This is a genomic window from Pseudomonas sp. DWP3-1-2 (assembly GCF_049896285.1).
GTDB lineage: Bacteria > Pseudomonadota > Gammaproteobacteria > Pseudomonadales > Pseudomonadaceae > Aquipseudomonas.
In genome coordinates, this window is record NZ_JAFCTZ010000005.1 from 175719 (window position 1) to 193317 (window position 17599).

The 17599-nt window shown below is 59.7% G+C and carries 17 protein-coding genes and 1 other RNA gene; 11 read left to right on the forward strand and 7 right to left on the reverse strand.

What is annotated here, in order from left to right:
* Window positions 1-115 precede the first annotated feature (115 nt).
* The 6 genes from ccoG to hemN all read left to right on the forward strand — a co-directional run bounded on the left by ccoG (window position 116) and on the right by hemN (window position 7102).
* A complete protein-coding gene (gene ccoG, locus ACP7B0_RS14215; RefSeq protein WP_426142041.1) occupies window positions 116-1531 on the forward strand; it encodes a cytochrome c oxidase accessory protein CcoG in 1416 nt (471 codons plus the stop codon).
* A 12-nt stretch (window positions 1532-1543) separates the two neighbouring features.
* Window positions 1544-2083 carry a FixH family protein gene (locus ACP7B0_RS14220; protein WP_426142042.1) on the forward strand — a complete coding sequence of 180 codons (540 nt, stop codon included), beginning with the start codon at window positions 1544-1546 and terminating at the stop codon, window positions 2081-2083.
* A 163-nt stretch (window positions 2084-2246) separates the two neighbouring features.
* Window positions 2247-4694: a heavy metal translocating P-type ATPase gene (locus tag ACP7B0_RS14225; RefSeq protein ID WP_426142043.1), complete on the forward strand. Its 2448-nt coding sequence runs from the start codon at window positions 2247-2249 to the stop codon at window positions 4692-4694.
* A gap of 25 nt (window positions 4695-4719) precedes the next feature.
* Window positions 4720-4935 carry a cbb3-type cytochrome oxidase assembly protein CcoS gene (ccoS, locus tag ACP7B0_RS14230; RefSeq protein ID WP_426142044.1) on the forward strand — a complete coding sequence of 72 codons (216 nt, stop codon included), beginning with the start codon at window positions 4720-4722 and terminating at the stop codon, window positions 4933-4935.
* 27 nt (window positions 4936-4962) lie between these two features.
* Entirely contained in the window at window positions 4963-5646 is a 684-nt protein-coding gene (locus ACP7B0_RS14235) for a sulfite exporter TauE/SafE family protein (protein ID WP_426142045.1), read from the forward strand.
* 73 nt (window positions 5647-5719) lie between these two features.
* Window positions 5720-7102, forward strand: coding sequence for an oxygen-independent coproporphyrinogen III oxidase (gene hemN / locus ACP7B0_RS14240; protein WP_426142046.1), 1383 nt, complete (start codon window positions 5720-5722; stop codon window positions 7100-7102).
* 37 nt (window positions 7103-7139) lie between these two features.
* On the opposite strand, the gene ACP7B0_RS14245 is transcribed toward hemN, so the two are convergent.
* Complete coding sequence (locus tag ACP7B0_RS14245; protein WP_426142047.1) at window positions 7140-7619, reverse strand: chemotaxis protein; 480 nt, start codon at window positions 7617-7619, stop codon at window positions 7140-7142.
* 154 nt (window positions 7620-7773) lie between these two features.
* Here ACP7B0_RS14245 and fnr point away from each other — a divergent pair, with 154 nt between their 5' ends.
* Both fnr and ACP7B0_RS14255 read left to right on the forward strand, forming a co-directional pair.
* Entirely contained in the window at window positions 7774-8508 is a 735-nt protein-coding gene (gene fnr / locus ACP7B0_RS14250) for a fumarate/nitrate reduction transcriptional regulator Fnr (RefSeq protein WP_426142048.1), read from the forward strand.
* Window positions 8509-8574: 66 nt separating this feature from the next.
* The gene (locus ACP7B0_RS14255; protein WP_426142049.1) at window positions 8575-9120 is read left to right on the forward strand and encodes an adenine phosphoribosyltransferase; all 546 of its coding nucleotides are present in this window, start codon (window positions 8575-8577) and stop codon (window positions 9118-9120) included.
* A gap of 53 nt (window positions 9121-9173) precedes the next feature.
* On the opposite strand, the gene recR is transcribed toward ACP7B0_RS14255, so the two are convergent.
* The 4 genes from recR to dnaX all read right to left on the reverse strand — a co-directional run bounded on the left by recR (window position 9174) and on the right by dnaX (window position 13571).
* Complete coding sequence (recR, locus tag ACP7B0_RS14260; RefSeq protein WP_426142050.1) at window positions 9174-9776, reverse strand: recombination mediator RecR; 603 nt, start codon at window positions 9774-9776, stop codon at window positions 9174-9176.
* Between the two features lie 63 nt (window positions 9777-9839).
* Window positions 9840-10874: an NADP-dependent oxidoreductase gene (locus tag ACP7B0_RS14265; protein ID WP_426142051.1), complete on the reverse strand. Its 1035-nt coding sequence runs from the start codon at window positions 10872-10874 to the stop codon at window positions 9840-9842.
* A gap of 155 nt (window positions 10875-11029) precedes the next feature.
* Window positions 11030-11356, reverse strand: a complete 327-nt coding sequence (locus tag ACP7B0_RS14270) for a YbaB/EbfC family nucleoid-associated protein (protein WP_426142052.1) — start codon at window positions 11354-11356, stop codon at window positions 11030-11032.
* A gap of 64 nt (window positions 11357-11420) precedes the next feature.
* On the reverse strand, window positions 11421-13571 hold the full coding sequence (dnaX, locus tag ACP7B0_RS14275; RefSeq protein ID WP_426142053.1) for a DNA polymerase III subunit gamma/tau: 2151 nt from the start codon (window positions 13569-13571) through the stop codon (window positions 11421-11423).
* A 226-nt stretch (window positions 13572-13797) separates the two neighbouring features.
* Between dnaX and acpA the strand changes: the two genes are divergently transcribed.
* Both acpA and ACP7B0_RS14285 read left to right on the forward strand, forming a co-directional pair.
* Entirely contained in the window at window positions 13798-15474 is a 1677-nt protein-coding gene (gene acpA, locus ACP7B0_RS14280; protein ID WP_426142054.1) for an acid phosphatase, read from the forward strand.
* 104 nt (window positions 15475-15578) lie between these two features.
* On the forward strand, window positions 15579-16079 hold the full coding sequence (locus tag ACP7B0_RS14285) for a peptidoglycan recognition protein family protein (protein WP_426142055.1): 501 nt from the start codon (window positions 15579-15581) through the stop codon (window positions 16077-16079).
* Here the strand turns inward: ACP7B0_RS14285 and ACP7B0_RS14290 are convergent.
* Window positions 16074-16616 carry a DinB family protein gene (locus ACP7B0_RS14290; protein WP_426142056.1) on the reverse strand — a complete coding sequence of 181 codons (543 nt, stop codon included), beginning with the start codon at window positions 16614-16616 and terminating at the stop codon, window positions 16074-16076. The two genes, ACP7B0_RS14285 and ACP7B0_RS14290, sit on opposite strands and share 6 nt — an antisense overlap.
* A 141-nt stretch (window positions 16617-16757) precedes the next feature.
* Window positions 16758-16854, reverse strand: an RNA gene (ffs, locus tag ACP7B0_RS14295) — signal recognition particle sRNA small type.
* Between the two features lie 185 nt (window positions 16855-17039).
* Between ffs and ACP7B0_RS14300 the strand changes: the two genes are divergently transcribed.
* Window positions 17040-17525, forward strand: coding sequence for a GNAT family N-acetyltransferase (locus ACP7B0_RS14300; protein ID WP_426142057.1), 486 nt, complete (start codon window positions 17040-17042; stop codon window positions 17523-17525).
* The last annotated feature ends 74 nt before the right edge of the window (window positions 17526-17599 follow it).

Here is a 17599-nt window from a genome sequence, read left to right on the forward strand (position 1 = left end):
GGTCGCACCCTTGCAGAGCAGCGGGAGGCGTATCATTGACGCCATAACAGCGCACCTCTGACCCCCGTCGGCACGTACTGACCGGGGCATTTTTCCACTGCCGTGGGATGCACCGATGAGCAATCAGATTCCCGTACACAACGTCACCCCGCCACCGAAAAAAGATAACAGCACGGTGGACCTCTACGCTGCGCGAGAGAAAATCTACACCCGCGCCTTTACCGGTCTGTTTCGCAATCTGCGCATGGTCGGTGGTGGCCTGCTGTTCCTGGTGTATTTCGGGACCGTGTGGCTCAACTGGGGCGGGCATCAGGCCGTATGGTGGAACCTGCCGGAGCGCAAGTTCTACATTTTCGGGGCTACGTTCTGGCCTCAGGACTTCATTCTGTTGTCGGGTCTGCTGATCATCAGTGCCTTCGGCCTCTTCTTCATTACGGTCTATGCCGGGCGTGTCTGGTGCGGCTATACCTGCCCGCAAAGCGTCTGGACCTGGATTTTCATGTGGTGCGAGAAAGTCACCGAAGGTGATCGCAACCAGCGCATCAAACTCGACAAGGCACCCATGAGTGCCAACAAGCTCGTACGCAAGCTGGCCAAGCACAGTATGTGGCTATTGATCGGCTTCGTGACCGGCCTGACTTTTGTCGGTTACTTCGCGCCGATTCGTGACCTGACCCTGGAACTGTTCACCGGTCAGGCGGACGGCTGGGCTTATTTCTGGGTCGGCTTCTTCACTCTGGCCACGTATGGCAACGCCGGATGGCTGCGCGAGCAAGTGTGCATTTACATGTGTCCTTACGCCCGATTCCAGAGCGTGATGTTCGACAAGGACACGCTGATCGTGTCTTACGACCCACGTCGCGGCGAAAAACGCGGCACGCGTAAAAAAGACGCGGACTACAAGGCCCAGGGCCTTGGCGATTGCATTGACTGTACGATGTGCGTGCAGGTCTGCCCGACCGGTATCGACATCCGCGACGGCCTGCAAATCGAATGCATTGGTTGCGCCGCCTGTATCGACGCCTGCGACACCATCATGGACAAGATGAATTACCCTCGCGGCTTGATCAGTTACACCACCGAGCACAACCTGTCCGGCCAGGTCACCCACAAACTGCGGCCGCGCCTGATAGGCTACGCGCTGGTGTTGCTGTTGATGATCGGCTTGCTGGTGTCGGCGTTTGTCATGCGCTCGCTGGTGGGCTTCGACGTCAGCAAGGATCGCGTGCTGTACCGGGAAAACGCCGAAGGACGTATCGAAAACGTTTACAGTCTCAAGGTCATGAACAAGGATCAGGTGGACCACACCTACGTTCTGGATGCCACCGGCCTGCCGGATCTGAAACTGCAAGGGCGTCGCGAATTCAAGGTCGCGGCCGGCGAGATATTCACCATGCCGGTCGAACTGTCGAGCGCTCCGGAGATGCTGCCTTCAAGCACCAACGAGGTCACGTTCATCCTTCAGGATGCCGATAACGGCGGCACCCATGCCGAAACGAAGAGCCGGTTCATTGGCCCACAAGTACGATAAGAGAAGTCCGTCATGTCTGTCGCAACCGCTTCAAGCCCCTGGTACAAGCACCTTTGGCCATGGATCATCATCGGTATTCTGGCCTGCTCGGTGACGCTGACGCTGTCCATGGTGACTATTGCTGTAAACAACCCGGACAACCTCGTCAATGACAACTATTACGAGGCTGGCAAAGGCATCAACCGCTCGCTCAACCGTGAACGGCTGGCGCAGACCCTCAAGCTGCGCGCCACCGTGCACCTGGATGAACTGACCGGCGAAGCCGAGTTGCGCCTGAGCGGTGACAGCCAGCCCGACACCGTCGAGCTGAACCTGATTTCGCCAACGCAGCCAGAGAAGGATCGCAAAATCATCCTGACCCGCAGCCCGTCGGACGCCGGACGTTATATCGGCCAGTTGACCGATAAGGTCGAGGGCCGTCGCTTCGTCGAACTTCTGGGCGTACAGGAAGGCCAGACCTGGCGCCTGTTCGAAGAGGAACAGGTCAGTCACGACAAGGATCTGGCCCTGGGCGACGAACCCATTCAGGGTGCCGAAGACTTGAAGAACTGAAAAATTGACTTGAGCGTGGCGCGAACCCGCTGGAGCGAGGCTTGCCCACGAAGAGGCTGGTAAACTCAACACAGATTCGCGTGTCGAATATCGCCTTCGCGGGCAAGGTAGATCGCAACCCCGGCGCTCTAACAGCGCCAATGCTCACCATCCGGCTGTCTAAATGACCCAACCCACCCCCTGCTATCACTGCGCCCTGCCCGTTCCATCGGGCAGTCGCTTTACCGCTGTCGTGCTTGGGGAAACCCGAGAGATGTGCTGTCCCGGCTGCCAGGCGGTGGCCGAAGCCATCGTTGCCGGGGGTCTGGAAAGCTATTACAGCCACCGCAGCGAGGCATCCGCCAATCCCGAAACCCTGCCCGTGCAGTTGGTGGACGAACTGGCGCTCTATGACCGTGCTGACGTGCAGGCAACCTTTGTTCACCACGACGGCGAGCTGTCGGAAACCACGTTACTGATGGAAGGCATCAGTTGCGCAGCCTGCGGCTGGTTGATCGAAAAGCACCTGCGCCGCCTGCCGGCCGTGGCTGAGGCCAGCCTGAACCTGTCCAACCACCGTCTGCATGTGCGCTGGGCCGATAGCCAGTTGCCGTTAAGTCAATTGCTCAGCGAACTGCGCCATATCGGCTATGTCGCTCATCCCTACCAGGCTGATCGCGCGGCCGAACAACTGGCTGGCGAGAATCGACTGGCCCTGCGCCAGTTGGGAGTGGCCGGTCTGTTGTGGTTCCAGGCGATGATGGCGACCATGGCCACCTGGCCGGAATTCAACATCGACCTCAGTCCCGAGATGCACACCATCCTGCGCTGGGTCGCGATGTTCCTCACCACGCCCATTGTGTTCTACAGCTGCGCGCCTTTCTTTCGCGGCGCCATGCGCGACCTGCGCACCCGCCATCTCACCATGGACGTATCGGTGTCGCTGGCAATCGGTGGCGCCTACGTCGCCGGGATCTGGACGGCGGTTACCGGCCATGGCGAATTGTATTTCGACGCGGTGGGCATGTTTGCGCTATTCCTGCTGGCGGGCCGTTACCTTGAACGCCGTGCCCGGGAGCGCACGGCTGCGGCGACGGCGCAACTGGTCAATCTGCTGCCCGCCTCTTGCCTGCGCCTGAGTGCCGACGGACAAAGCGAGCGCATTCTGCTCAGCGAGCTGCGCACCGGCGATCATGTCCTTGTGCATCCAGGCTCGGTTCTGCCCGCGGATGGACGCATCATCGAAGGCCAGTCCAGCGTCGATGAGTCACTGTTGACGGGTGAATACCTGCCGCAACCTCGCCAGTCCGGCGATGCGGTGACGGCCGGTACGCTGAACGTCGAGGGCGCACTGACCGTTGAAGTCCTGGCCCTGGGCCATGAAACGCGGCTGTCGGCCATCGTTCGCCTGCTGGAGCGCGCCCAGGCAGACAAACCCCGCCTTGCGGAGATCGCCGATCGGGCGGCGCAGTGGTTCCTGCTGATTTCATTGATCCTGGCCGCCGCCATCGGCGTCCTGTGGTGGCAGATCGACGCGTCCCGGGCATTCTGGATCGTGCTGGCCATGCTGGTTGCCACCTGTCCGTGTGCCTTGTCACTGGCGACGCCGACAGCGCTGACGGCGGCAACCGGCACGTTGCATAAACTCGGGCTGCTGCTGACGCGCGGCCATGTACTCGAAGGCTTGAACCAGATCGACACGGTCATTTTCGACAAGACCGGGACCCTGACCGAAGGCCGTCTCGCCTTGCGTGCCATCAGACCGCTGGGGGCGCTGGATGCCGATACGTGTCTGGGCCTGGCGGCAGCGCTGGAAAACCGTTCCGAACACCCTATTGCCCGAGCCTTCGGCCGAGCCCCGATTGCGGCCGAAGATGTTCAGAGCCAGCCTGGCTCGGGCCTGGAAGGCGTGGTTGGCGAGCGAAAATTGCGCATTGGTCAGCCCGATTTTGTCTGTGCCTTGAGCGCCAGCAACCTTCCGCCGACGCCCGATGATGCGGGTCAGCATCTGTTGCTGGGCGACAGCCAGGGACCGCTGGCGTGGTTCATTCTGGATGACCGCCTGCGCGACGACGCCTTCGAACTGCTGCAAGCCTGCCGGGCCCGTGGCTGGAAAACCCTGCTGCTGTCGGGTGACAGCTCGCCCATGGTTGCCAGTGTCGCCGCCGAGCTGGGCATCGACGAAGCACGGGGCGGCCTGCGTCCGGACGACAAGCTGGCGGTGCTGAAACAACTGCATAGCCAGGGCCGCAAGGTGTTGATGCTGGGTGATGGGGTTAACGATGTGCCCGTGCTGGCAGCCGCCGATATCAGTGTGGCGATGGGTTGCGCCACCGATCTGGCAAAGACCAGCGCCGACGCGGTACTGCTGTCCAATCGTTTGCAGGCGCTGGTCCAGGCCTTCGGTCTGGCGCGCCGCACCCGCCGGGTAATCATCGAGAATCTGGTGTGGGCCGGGCTGTACAATGGCCTCATGTTGCCGTTCGCGGCGCTGGGCTGGATAACGCCGGTCTGGGCCGCTGTCGGCATGTCCGTCAGTTCGTTGATCGTTGTGCTCAATGCCTTGCGCCTCACGCGGATGCCAGGCGTCGAGTCATTAGCGGCACCCACTACCCGCCTGTTGCCGACATGACCCGGCAAGCGGCTTCGGAGGCTTTATGCCAGCGCTCTACATCATGATCCCTGCGGCACTGCTCATCGTGGCCGTCGCCATCTACGTCTTTTTCTGGGCGGTTGACAGCGGTCAGTACGACGATCTGGACAGCCCGGCCCATAGCATTCTGTTCGACGAACAGGATCCGAACCATCAGGCGGCAGTGGATGAGGCCATGCACAAAGGGCAGCAACCGCCCAGGAATGAACCCCATGCTTGATCTGCACCGCTGCCGGCCCCGGCTTTCATGATTGACCTGGCCCCGCTGCTGGTCTCGGCACTGATACTCGGCCTCTTGGGTGGCGGCCATTGCCTGGGCATGTGCGGCGGCTTGATGGGGGCGCTGACCCTGGCGATACCCAAAGAGCAGCGCAGCCAACGCTTTCGCCTGCTACTGGCTTATAACCTCGGCCGCATCCTGAGCTATGCAACGGCAGGTCTGTTGATCGGCCTGGCAGGCTGGGCGGTGGCCAACAGCCCGGCGGCAATGGTGCTGCGCATCATTGCCGCGCTGCTGTTGATCGCCATGGGTTTGTACCTTGCCGGCTGGTGGAGCGGCCTCACCCGTATTGAAAACCTGGGACGCGGCCTCTGGCGTCACATACAGCCAGTCGCCAGCAAGCTGCTGCCGGTGTCGAGCGTGCCCAAAGCAATGCTGCTGGGCGCCCTTTGGGGATGGCTGCCGTGCGGACTGGTCTACAGCACCTTGCTGTGGTCGGCCAGCCAGGGCAATGCACTGGACAGCGCCCTGCTGATGCTGGCGTTCGGTCTGGGAACCTGGCCCGTGCTGCTGGCGACCGGTCTGGCCGCCGAGCGCACGACGGCACTGTTGCGCAAACGTGGCGTGCGCATGGCGGGCGGTCTACTGGTGATTCTGTTCGGCATCTGGACCCTGCCCGGCCCGCACCAGCATTGGCTGATGGGGCATTGACCCACATCAACACCCCCGCTATCTGCCTTCCCTAGACTGACCAGCACTGCCAGCCTATCCGGGGAACGCCCGCATGCTCGACGCTATTCAATGGGATTCTGATCTGATACGCCGCTATGATCTGGCGGGACCGCGCTATACGTCCTACCCAACAGCCGTGCAATTTCAGACACAAGTAGGGGCCTTCGACTTACTCCACGCTCTGCGCGACAGCCGCAAGGCGATGCGCCCTTTGTCGCTGTATATCCATATCCCGTTCTGCGCGAACATCTGCTACTACTGCGCCTGTAACAAAGTCATCACCAAGGATCGCGGACGCGCCCAAGCCTACCTGCAACGTCTGGAGCATGAAATCCAGATGATCGCCTGCCACCTTGACCCCGGCCAGGTGGTGGAGCAACTGCACTTCGGTGGCGGCACGCCCACGTTCCTCAGTCATGATGAATTGCGCCAGCTCATGACCCAACTGCGCACGCATTTCAATCTGCTCGACGATGATTCCGGCGACTACGGCATCGAGATCGACCCACGGGAAGCCGACTGGTCGACCATGGGTCTGCTGCGAGAATTGGGTTTCAATCGGGTCAGTCTTGGTCTGCAAGACCTGGACCCACAAGTCCAGCGTGCGGTCAATCGCCTGCAAAGCCTTGAGGAAACCCAAGCCATCATCGAAGCCGCGCACACCTTGCAATTTCGCTCGGTGAATATCGACCTGATCTACGGGCTGCCCAAGCAGACACCCGAGGCTTTCGCGCACACTGTCGATGAGGTCATCGCGCTGCAGCCGGATCGGCTGTCGGTGTTCAACTACGCGCACCTGCCTGAACGTTTCATGCCGCAGCGCCGTATCGACGCCGCCGACCTGCCCTCGCCCGAAAACAAACTGTTGATGCTTGAGGGCACCATCAAACAACTGACCAAAGCGGGTTACCGATACATCGGCATGGATCACTTTGCCCTGCCGGATGACGAACTGGCCGTGGCCCAGGAAGAACTGACATTGCAGCGTAACTTTCAGGGCTACACCACTCACGGCCATTGCGACCTGATTGGCCTGGGCGTCTCAGCCATCAGTCAGATCGGTGATTTGTATAGCCAGAACAGCAGCGACCTCAGCGATTACCAGAGCCTGTTGGCCAGTGATCAACTGGCGACCAAACGCGGTTTGATCTGCACTGAGGACGATCGCGTGCGCCGTGCCGTGATCCAGCAGTTGATCTGCCATTTCAGCCTGGACTTCGTCGACATCGAAGAGGAATTCGAGATTGATTTTCGCGCTTACTTCAGCGAGCTTTGGCCCGAACTGGCGAAGATGGCCACTGACGGCCTGATCGAGCTGGACGCCAACGGCATACGCGTCCTGCCTGCCGGTCGCTTGTTGGTTCGGTCGGTGTGCATGGTGTTTGACGCCCACCTCTCACAGCAGAATCGACAGCGGTTTTCACGCGTCATTTGATCAGGCATGGCGCAAGGCGGGTTCAGCGCCTTGCGCACTACATCTTGGTCATGACCAACATGCTGGCTTTCAATTTGTCAGCTGAACTGAGCTTGAGTTTGCCCATGACCGATGATAAATCCGACGTGGTATTGCTGACCTGACGCTGATAGATGGCCGATACCGTTTGCAGCGCCGAGACTTTGGCCTGACGCATTTCAGGGGTCAGGTTCTTGTCCTTCATGGCCGCTTTCAACTCATTGGCCAGCCGGTCCATGCCTTTCTGGGATTCGCGCACGGACGTCAGGATTTTCTGGACGGAATCGGGCAGGCCACTCTGGGCGATGTCGGGATTGGAGGAACGCGACAGCATGGCCCGGGCCTGGCCAGCGGCCGACAAGGTGACCTGTGCGCTTTCGCTGGTTTTCGTCTGGCCGGTTGCCGCCTTGTCGGCGGTGGCCTCGGTCGAGGCGGGTTCCGAAGGCTTGTTGGTACGCAAAAATGCGTTACTGATGGCAGTAAGTGTTGGTGACCACATGAGTGACAACCCCTGTTCAGAAAGCCGTTTATTCCAAAGCTATCGGCCCGTTTCGGCAAAGCTTGATGAAAGCACGTTTAAAGGCACTGGCCGGAATCGCTGTCGGTGAGTTACCCTTACGACTTATGCGTGTTTTCCTACAAGGATTGAACTAATGTCTGAGCCAGTAAAGTTGCGTGCTCACACCCAGGCTCACTGCAAGGATTGCAGTCTGGCTCCTCTTTGCCTGCCCCTTTCCTTGAATCTCGAAGACATGGACGCCCTTGACCAAATCGTCAAGCGTGGTCGCCCGCTGAAGAAAGGAGAGTTCCTGTTCCGTCAGGGTGACATTTTCGGATCGGTATACGCTGTCCGCTCCGGCGCGCTTAAAACCTTCAATATCAGCGACAGTGGCGAAGAGCAATTGACCGGCTTCCACCTGCCCAGCGAACTGGTGGGCATGTCAGGCATGGATTCGGAGGCTTACCCGGTCTCGGCTCAGGCACTGGAAACCACCTCGGTCTGCGAAATTCCGTTCGAACGCCTGGATGAGTTGTCCGTACAGTTGCCCCAGCTGCGTCGCCAGTTGATGCGGGTCATGAGCCGGGAAATCCGTGATGACCAGCAAATGATGTTACTGCTGTCGAAGAAGACCGCCGACGAACGCATTGCGACATTCCTCGTCAACCTTTCAGCCCGTTTCCGGGCCCGTGGCTTCTCCGCCAATCAGTTCCGCCTGAGCATGTCCCGTAACGAAATCGGCAACCATCTGGGGCTGGCCGTGGAAACGGTTTCTCGGGTATTCACGCGCTTCCAGCAGAACGAGCTGATTGCCGCCGAAGGCAAGGAAATCCAGATTCTCGACCCTATCCAGCTCTGCGCGCTGGCCGGTGGTGCGATCGAAAGCTGAGGGTGCGATCCAGAGCGGGCCGCTTTAGACTAGGCGTGCAATTCACTCCTGCCCTGGATCACCTTTATGATTGTCGACGAATTCTGCTTCAAATCCCTGATCCGCCCGGTTGTGGACTTCCCAAAGCCGGGGGTTATTTTCCGGGATATCACCCCGCTCTTCCAATCGCCCAAAGCCACTCGCCTGATCATGGACAGCTTCGTGCAGCGCTACATTGACGCCGACTTTTCCCATATCGGCGCGATGGACGCACGCGGTTTTCTGATCGGCTCGATCATCGCTTATGAGCTGAACAAACCGCTGATCCTGTTCCGCAAGCAAGGCAAGCTGCCCGCCGATGTCCTCTCCGAAGCGTACCAGACCGAATACGGCCAGGCGTATCTGGAGGTTCATGCCGACAGCTTGTGTGAAGGCGACTCAGTGGTGATGTTCGATGACCTGATCGCCACCGGTGGCACCTTGATCGCCGCGGCCAACCTGATCCGGCGCATGGGCGCTCACATCCATGAAGCCGCCGCAATCATCGATCTTCCTGAACTGGGTGGTTCCAGGCGCTTGCAGGACATGCAGATCCCGACGTTCTGCCTGACTGATTTCGGCCTGACCGAATAACGAAGGGATACCGTTGGAGCGCTGCCCGCTCGCTCCAACGGATCAGGGACGAATCACAACGCGATCGGCTTGCGCCCCGCGAACGAATGCGCCAACGTCCCGCCGTCCACCAGCTCCAGCTCGCCACCTAACGGCACGCCGTGAGCGATGCGTGAGGTGATCAACCCTTTGTTGGTCAGCAACTGCGCGATGTAGTGCGCAGTTGCCTCACCCTCGACCGTGGGATTGGTGGCGAGGATGACCTCGGTGAAGGTGCCCTGCTCGGTGATCCTCGTCAGCAGTTGCGGAATGCCGATGGCTTCAGGCCCCAGGCCATCCAGAGGCGAGAGGTGGCCCTTGAGGACGAAATAGCGCCCGCGATAGCCTGTCTGTTCCACGGCATAGACGTCCATAGGCCCTTCGACCACACACAGCAGCGTGTCATCCCGACGCGGATCGGCGCATTGCGGGCAAAGGTCGTCTTCGGTCAAGGTCCGACACAAACGGCAGTGGCCGACGCCCTCCATGGCCTGGCTCAGCGCCAACGCAAGGCGCGAGCCGCCACTGCGATCACGCTCAAGCAGCTGCAGCGCCATACGTTGCGCGGTCTTCTGACCCACCCCTGGCAAAGTGCGCAAGGCATCGATCAACTGGCGAATCAGGGGGCTGAAGCTCATGGAGAAAGGTCCGACAAAAACACAAGACGCGGTTTATACCCGCGCCTCGTAGGCAGCGTCAATTCACGCGTTCGAAACCTTGACCACCAACTTGCCGAAGTTGCGGCCTTCGAGCAAACCGATGAAGGCTTCGGGGGCCTGTTCCAGACCGTCCACCACGTCCTCGCGAAACTTCACTTTGCCGTCAGTCACCAGGGGCAGCATTTCGGTGATGAACTCGTCGCAACGATGACCGTACGCCTCATAGACGATAAAACCCTGGATCAACGCGCGTTTGGTCAGCAGCGTGCGCATTAGAAGCGGAAGTTTATTTTCACCTTCTGCGGCACCCTGGGCATTGTATTGGGCGATCACGCCGCACAATGGAATGCGGGCGCGCGCATTGAGCAGGGGCAACACGGCATCGAACACCTTGCCGCCGACCAGCTCGAAGTAGATGTCGATCCCGCCGCCGCAGGCTTGTTTGAGCTCGTCAGCGAAGTGCTCGCCTTTGTGATCGATACAGGCATCGAAGCCCAATTCGTCCACCACGTAGCGGCACTTGTCGGCGCCACCGGCGATGCCCACGACCCGTAGCCCTTGCAACTTCGCCACCTGACCGACCACAGAGCCCACTGCACCGGATGCCGCAGCCACCACCAGGGTTTCCCCGGCCTTTGGCTTGCCGATGTCCATCAGCCCCATGTAGGCGGTCATGCCGGGCATACCCAGCACACCCACGGCCATGGACTCGCTGGGCAAGCCCTTGGGCACCGATTGCAGCAACGTGCCGTCGCTGATGCTGTGGGTCTGCCAGCCGGTTTGCCCCACCACCAGATCGCCCGGCGCGAAACGCGGGTTACGCGATTGCTCGACAACGCTCACCGCGCCACCTTCCATGACCGCGTCGATGGCAACGGGATCGGCGTAGGACGGTGCGTCGCTCATGCGGCCACGCATGTACGGATCAAGGGACAGATACAGCGTGCGCAGTTGCACTTCACCCTCTTCCAGATCGGCCAATGCCTCGCGTTCCAGACGAAAGTTTTCAGGGGTGGGCGCACCGTTGGGGCGCGAGGCCAGAACGATTCGCTGATTAAGGATGAGTTCTTGGGTCATCGCAGGGACTCCTTGAAGATGATTTCCACGGGTATGCAAAACAGACCTTCATGCACCACAGCCGTTCGGTTGAATGTGCGGGCTCGATACCGGTGGGCGCCACCCAAAAAAAATGCCAGACACGAGGTCTGGCATTTTCGGAACGCTGTGCTGGATCAGAACGGCAGTTTCATACCCGGCGGCAACTGCATGCCCGCGGTCATGCTGGCGGTCTTTTCCTGGCTGGCCTGATCGATCTTGCGCACCGCGTCGTTAACGGCGGCGGCGATCAGGTCTTCGAGCACTTCCTTGTCTTCCTGCATCAGGCTGTCATCCAGATTGATGCGTTTGACATCGTGACGACCGGTCATGACGACGCTCACCAGGCCTGCACCCGATTGCCCCGTCACTTCGGCATTGGCCAGTTCTTCCTGCATCTTGGCCATTTTTTCCTGCATCTGCTGTGCCTGCTTCATCAGGCCGGCCATGCCACCTTTCATCATGGGATATCTCCTCGCAAATCAATGTGGTTATCTGACGCTGCGCCCTGAAGCACCGCGCCGTTCGTTAATGAGTCTGGGTAACCGGAGCGTCTACAGGTTTAATCGTATCCTCCCGGATCACCGCGCCAAACTGTTGCAGCATCTGCTGGATGAACGGATCGCCGTGGATCGACGCCTCGGCCTGCCGCTGACGCTCGGCGCGCATGCGCGAAGCGGCCTGGGCCGGGGTTTCCTGCTCGGGCTTGATCAGCTCGACACGCAAATTGATGGTTCGGCCTTTGAATTGATTGAGCGCGTCATTCAGGCGGCGCTGCTGGGTCGGGTTGAACAGCGCACTGTGCGCCGGGTCCAGATGCAGCAGCCAATTATCACCGTCCACTGCGATCAGCGTGCAGTTGGCGGCAATACTGCCCGTCATGCCCGAAATCGGCAGTTCTTGAAACATTTCCAGCCATTCCAGCGCCAGACCGGTGGCAGGCATCAACGCCGGGGCCGGTTCTGCTTCGACCTCTTCTGCCACGCTTTCGTGCGCCAGCTCGTCCAGATAACTGTAGGACGCCGGATCAATATCGACGTCAGGCTCGACATAGTCATCATCCATGGGCGGTTCGTCGTCGCGGTCCATGGGCGCTGGCACGTAGGCATTGTCTGGAACGGCTTCACGCATCGCCGGGGCCACGTCCTGAGCGACGGTGTCTTCTGACGGCGGGATTTCGACCTCTGGCGCATCCGGTACCGGCGTCGCGGGTGCCGGGTGGGGCATCGGCGTCAGCTCCGGCTGTTCGGCCACGGTATCGAGTACAGGCTCCGGCACAGGTTCGACCACGGGCGCGCTTTCAGGCTCCGCCTCTTCCACGTGCGGCGCAGCGTCAAGCGTTGGCGCAGATGCCTTGGGTTCGTTCCACGGCAGATCAACCTCAGGCTCAGGCGGCGCTTGAATCGCCGCCGGGGCTGGCTTTTCGACGACTGGCGCACTCACCGGTTCAACACTGACCGGAGTTGGAGTGCGGACCGAAGAATCGGTTGTTACCGGTGCGACAGGTTGCGCCCCGGCCACTGTTTGTCGGGAATCAACTGTGGCCTGATTGATCCCCACTGTCTTTAACGGCTGTCTGGGCGCATCCGTACTGTCTGCGGGCCGGAAAGCCAGCATTCGCAGCAGGACCATTTCGAACCCGCCACGGGGATCGGGGGCCAGCGGCAGGTCACGACGACCGATCAGCCCCATCTGGTAATAAAACTGAACGTCTTCGGCAGGCAGCGCCTGGGCCAGTGCAAGCACGCGATCCCGATCGCCATGGCCGTTGTCCACGCCTTCGGGTAATGCCTGAGCGATCGCCACGCGGTGCAGCACATTGAGGATTTCCGACAGCACACCGTTCCAGTCCGGCCCCTGCTCGGAAAGGTGACGCACGGCCTCCAGCAGACTGCGAGCGTCGCCTTCGATCAACGCAGTCAAGACGTCGAATACCTGACCGTGATCCAGCGTCCCCAGCATGGCACGCACGTCGGCAGCGAGAACTTTGCCTTCCCCGAACGCAATCGCCTGGTCGGTCAGGCTCATGGCATCGCGCATCGATCCATCAGCGGCACGTCCCAGCAACCAGAGCGCGTCGTCTTCAAAAGGAACGTTCTCGACACCCAGCACGTGACTCAGATGCTCAACCACGCGTTCAGGGGTCATGTTCTTCAACGAGAACTGCAGGCAGCGGGAGAGGATGGTCGCCGGAAGCTTCTGCGGATCGGTGGTTGCCAGGATGAACTTGACGTATGGCGGCGGCTCTTCAAGGGTCTTGAGCAACGCATTGAACGAGTGGCTGGACAGCATGTGCACTTCGTCGATCAGATAGACCTTGAAGCGTCCGCGACTGGGCGCGTACTGCACGTTATCCAGCAACTCGCGGGTGTCCTCGACCTTGGTACGGCTCGCGGCGTCGATCTCGATCAGGTCGACAAACCGGCCTTCGTCGATTTCACGGCACACCGAACAGCTACCACACGGCGTCGATGTGATGCCGGTCTCGCAATTAAGGCATTTGGCTATGATGCGGGCGATGGTGGTTTTGCCCACCCCGCGCGTGCCCGTAAACAGATAGGCATGGTGCAATCGCTGACTGTCCAGCGCATTGATCAGAGCCTTCAGCACATGAGTCTGGCCGACCATTTCGCGGAACGAGCGCGGACGCCATTTACGTGCAAGAACCTGATAACTCATCGATAACCGTCGCAACTGGGAAGCGGAAGACCGCTAATGCTAGCGGAGCAAGGGCAAAATTGCATCCGGTCTCATTTCTAATCTGTCGCAGCTATCCAAATGAGTGCGAACGGAGCCTCAATACTTCACCCGATCAGGACGGGTTCGCTGTCGCAATACCGTCACATAGCCTCGCTAGGCTTCTGCGAAACATAATGTAACAATTTCGCAGCGAGCAGACGTCAGCATGAGCGACCAACCGGATGACAGCACCCAACCCGATGTCAGCAGACGTCGTTTCCTCGGCGGCGTAGCGGTATTGGGCGCGAGCGCGACCCTGGGCAGCTACGTAAAGGCCAGCGAGCAATCACCCGTGAAAACAACCGCTCCACTGAGCGGCGCTGCGCTGGACAAGGCGTTGAGCGACAACGTGAAAACCGTGGTCGTGATCTATGCCGAGAATCGCAGCTTTGCGAATCTGTTCGGCAACTTTCCAGGGGTGGAAAAGCCTCTTGATTCACTGAACCCTGAGGACTATCAACAGCGCGACCGCGACGGCACGCTGCTGAAAAGCCTGCCACCGGCCTGGGGCGGCGTATTGCAACTGGGGCCGCAAACCGTTGACGGCGTCACCTATCCGGTAAGCGGCCAATTTCAGGAAAACCTGCCCAACGCGCCCTATCCGCTCAAGGGCCTGGATGGCGAGGACTTGCCGTTTGGCCTGGTGACCCGTGACTTGTGGCACGTGTTCTATCAGAACCAGATGCAGATCAACGGTGGCAAGAACGACCGGTTTGTGGCCTGGGCAGACTCTGGCGGATTGACCATGGGCCATTACGCCCAGAGCCAGTATTCGTTGCGTCTGTGGGACGTCGCCAAGGAGTTCGTACTCTGCGACAACTTCTTTCAAGGCGCTTTCGGCGGCTCATTCCTGAACCACCAGTACCTGATCGCCGCCACGGCGCCGTTTTATCCGAATGCGGCTTCGTCGGTCGCGAAGTCACAGATCGCCACGCTGGAAAGTGACAATCCCCGTGATACACGGCTCAAACCCTTGGAAAAATCCCCCGCCAGCGCCATGACCGGGCCACCGCAATTCGGCCCCAGCGCCCTGACCCCGGACGGTTTCGCGGTCAATACCCTGGCCCCGCCCTATTGGCCGACCTGGCTGCGGGACCCTGAAAAACCGGATTACTCCAAGCCGGACCTGCCCAATGTGCTGGTACCGCAAACTCACGAACACATCGGCGACAAGTTGACTAAAAAGAATGTCGACTGGGCCTGGTATGCAGGCGCCTGGCAGGTCACGCTCGACCAATTCAAGGATTCCACCGGCATCCCGAAGATCCCCAACTTTCAGTATCACCACCAGCCTTTCAACTATTTCGTCCAGCAAGGCCCGCAACACCCTGCCGAGCGCGCCAGGCGTTTGCGTGACGGCGGCCTTGGGGATGAATCAAGCACCAATAAGTTTCTCGCTGACGCCCAGGCGGGAAAATTGCCGGCCGTTACCTTTTACAAACCCCAAGGCAATCTGAACATGCACGCCGGCTACGCCGATATTGCCGCTGGAGATCGGCACATCGACCGCGTTATCAAGGTGCTGCGCGAAAGCCCTCAATGGCAGAACATGGTCATCGTGATCACCGTCGATGAAAACGGCGGTTGGTGGGACCCGGTTGCGCCACCGCTGGGTGACCGTTGGGGGCCCGGCTCACGGGTGCCGGCGCTGGTGGTCTCGCCGTTCGCCCGCAAGGGCACCGTGGATCACACCGTGTACGACACCGCCTCCATCTTGCGTCTGATTACTCGCATTCATGGCCTGGAAAAACTCGACGGCCTCAAGGAGCGCGACAGTGCAATGATCGCGCGCGGCCAAGTGCCCATGGGCGATCTGACCAACGCACTGCAATTTCCTACATGAATGGCTGAAAGCACTGTCGGCCGCTGGCTCAAGCGGTCGACTTGTGACCCCGTTGCCCGGCGTGTTCCTTACAAGGTTCCAAAAACCTTGCAAGGAATGCAGCCATGAACCAAGCAACAGCGACACCCTCGACCCCAACGTTCAAGGACCGTGACAGCACCGACTTGATCGTCGTCCACTGCTCCGCGACGAAAACCAGCGCCGACATTGGCGTAAGGGACATCACCCAATGGCACATCCAGCGCGGCTTCGACACCGTGGGCTACCACTATGTCATCCGCCGCAATGGCGAACTGGAAACCGGTCGCCCGGAAAGCGCAATCGGCGCCCACGTCAGGGGCCATAACAGCAACTCCATCGGCATCTGTCTGGCCGGTGGCGTAGATGCCAACAACACACCCGAGAACAACTTCACCCCGGCACAATTCGCCACCCTCAAGGTGTTGTTGGACAAGCTCAACGCGCGGTATCCGCAGGCAAAGATTCTTGGGCACCGCGACCTGTCACCCGACAAGAACGGGGACGGCAAAATCACCCCGAACGAATTCATCAAAGCGTGTCCGTCGTTTGATGTGGGGCAATGGCTGGCGGGACACGCTCTATAAGACGATCTCTTCAGGCACCAGCCCCAACAAATCCGTGGAGCCGACATCGACGCCTGCTTGCGAGAGCAACGTCGTTGTCTGCCCGCGATGATGCGTCTGGTGATTGAAAAAGTGCGTCAACAGGCCGTAGAAATTCCTGTGAGCTTCAAGACCCGCCATATTGCGGTAGGACAGAACGGCATCCAGATCGGATTCGGACAATTGCGCAGTCCACTCGATAATCACCTGATCCAGCATCTGCCGCCGCGCTTCAAGCGCGCTTAACTCTGGACACAGCACCTGATCAAGGGCCAACGGATCGTCAAGGACCTTGACGGGCTCAAGGGCCTGATGGCCCGCTGGATGACGGGCAAAGCGCTTGAGCCAGACAGTATCGCCGACAACCAGATGATTCAGCGTGCCGATAATCGAGCCAAAAAACGCTTTGCGGTCGGCGTGCAACTGCTCCCCGGAAAGCCCGGCCGCCGCTTGATAGACTTTTTGGTTCATCCACTGGTTATAGGCAGCCATCAATTGCAGGTGCTGAATACGGTCCACGGCAGGATCCCCATGACGAAGCGCTTTATGCGAGACGCTAAAGAGTCTGAACCATGATGTCCATGACATTGCCAGCAGAGGGGATGATTGGGGGCACAACGGAACGGGATTGAGGTATTGCGAAGGACGTTATGGAGGCAACCCCACCAGCCACACCCCGGCACACAATGTTCCCGCTGTGGCTGCTTCCTTCCGGATCTGACCAGGTTCACGGGTAATCGTTGCGGGGGGACCGATGAGGTCACCATAACGACGCTGGCCTCTCGGCAAGCCGCGCCATTGTACCGGTCTGGCGCGAAGTTACAACCGTTGGTTTGGATAAAAAATCCGAGGTCGCTCAAGCACTTGGATTTTTTTGTGAGGCGATCCCGGGATTCCCCTGTAATCTGCCTGCCCTCCCCCAAACCGCTGCACAGGCTCATCATGCACACTCAACTGGTCAGTTATGAAGTCTTGACCCCGATCCAGCGCGAACAACTTGAACAATTGAAAATCCTGTCGCATCAGTTGCCCTATTCAGGGGATATCGACACGGCCTTGAACACCTTGTTGGTCAGAGCCACACCTGACATTCAGGGTTTCGTCTTGCTGGCAGACGATCATGCCGTCGGCTTTTTCATGCTCAAACGCGGCGCTTTTTTGCCCCATTGGGCGACCGGCGACACCGCGACCCTGCACGCCTTGCAGATCGATCACCGGATGCAGGGGCGTGGATTGGGCAAAGCATGCCTGCAAGCCTTGCCTCAAGCGGTCAAGGCGAAGTGGCCGGATATCAAGCACGTGATGCTTTCGGTGGACGCCGAAAACCAGGCCGCGCAAAACCTCTACCTGAGTCAAGGCTGGGTAGATACCGGCGAAGCCTATAAAGGGCGGATCGGGTTTGAACGGCGTTTGTCGTTGACTCTGTAGGCACCAACTCGTTGGCGAGACGGTGATCCTGCGTGATCAGGAATAACGTCTCGCGAACAAGCTCACTCCTCGGC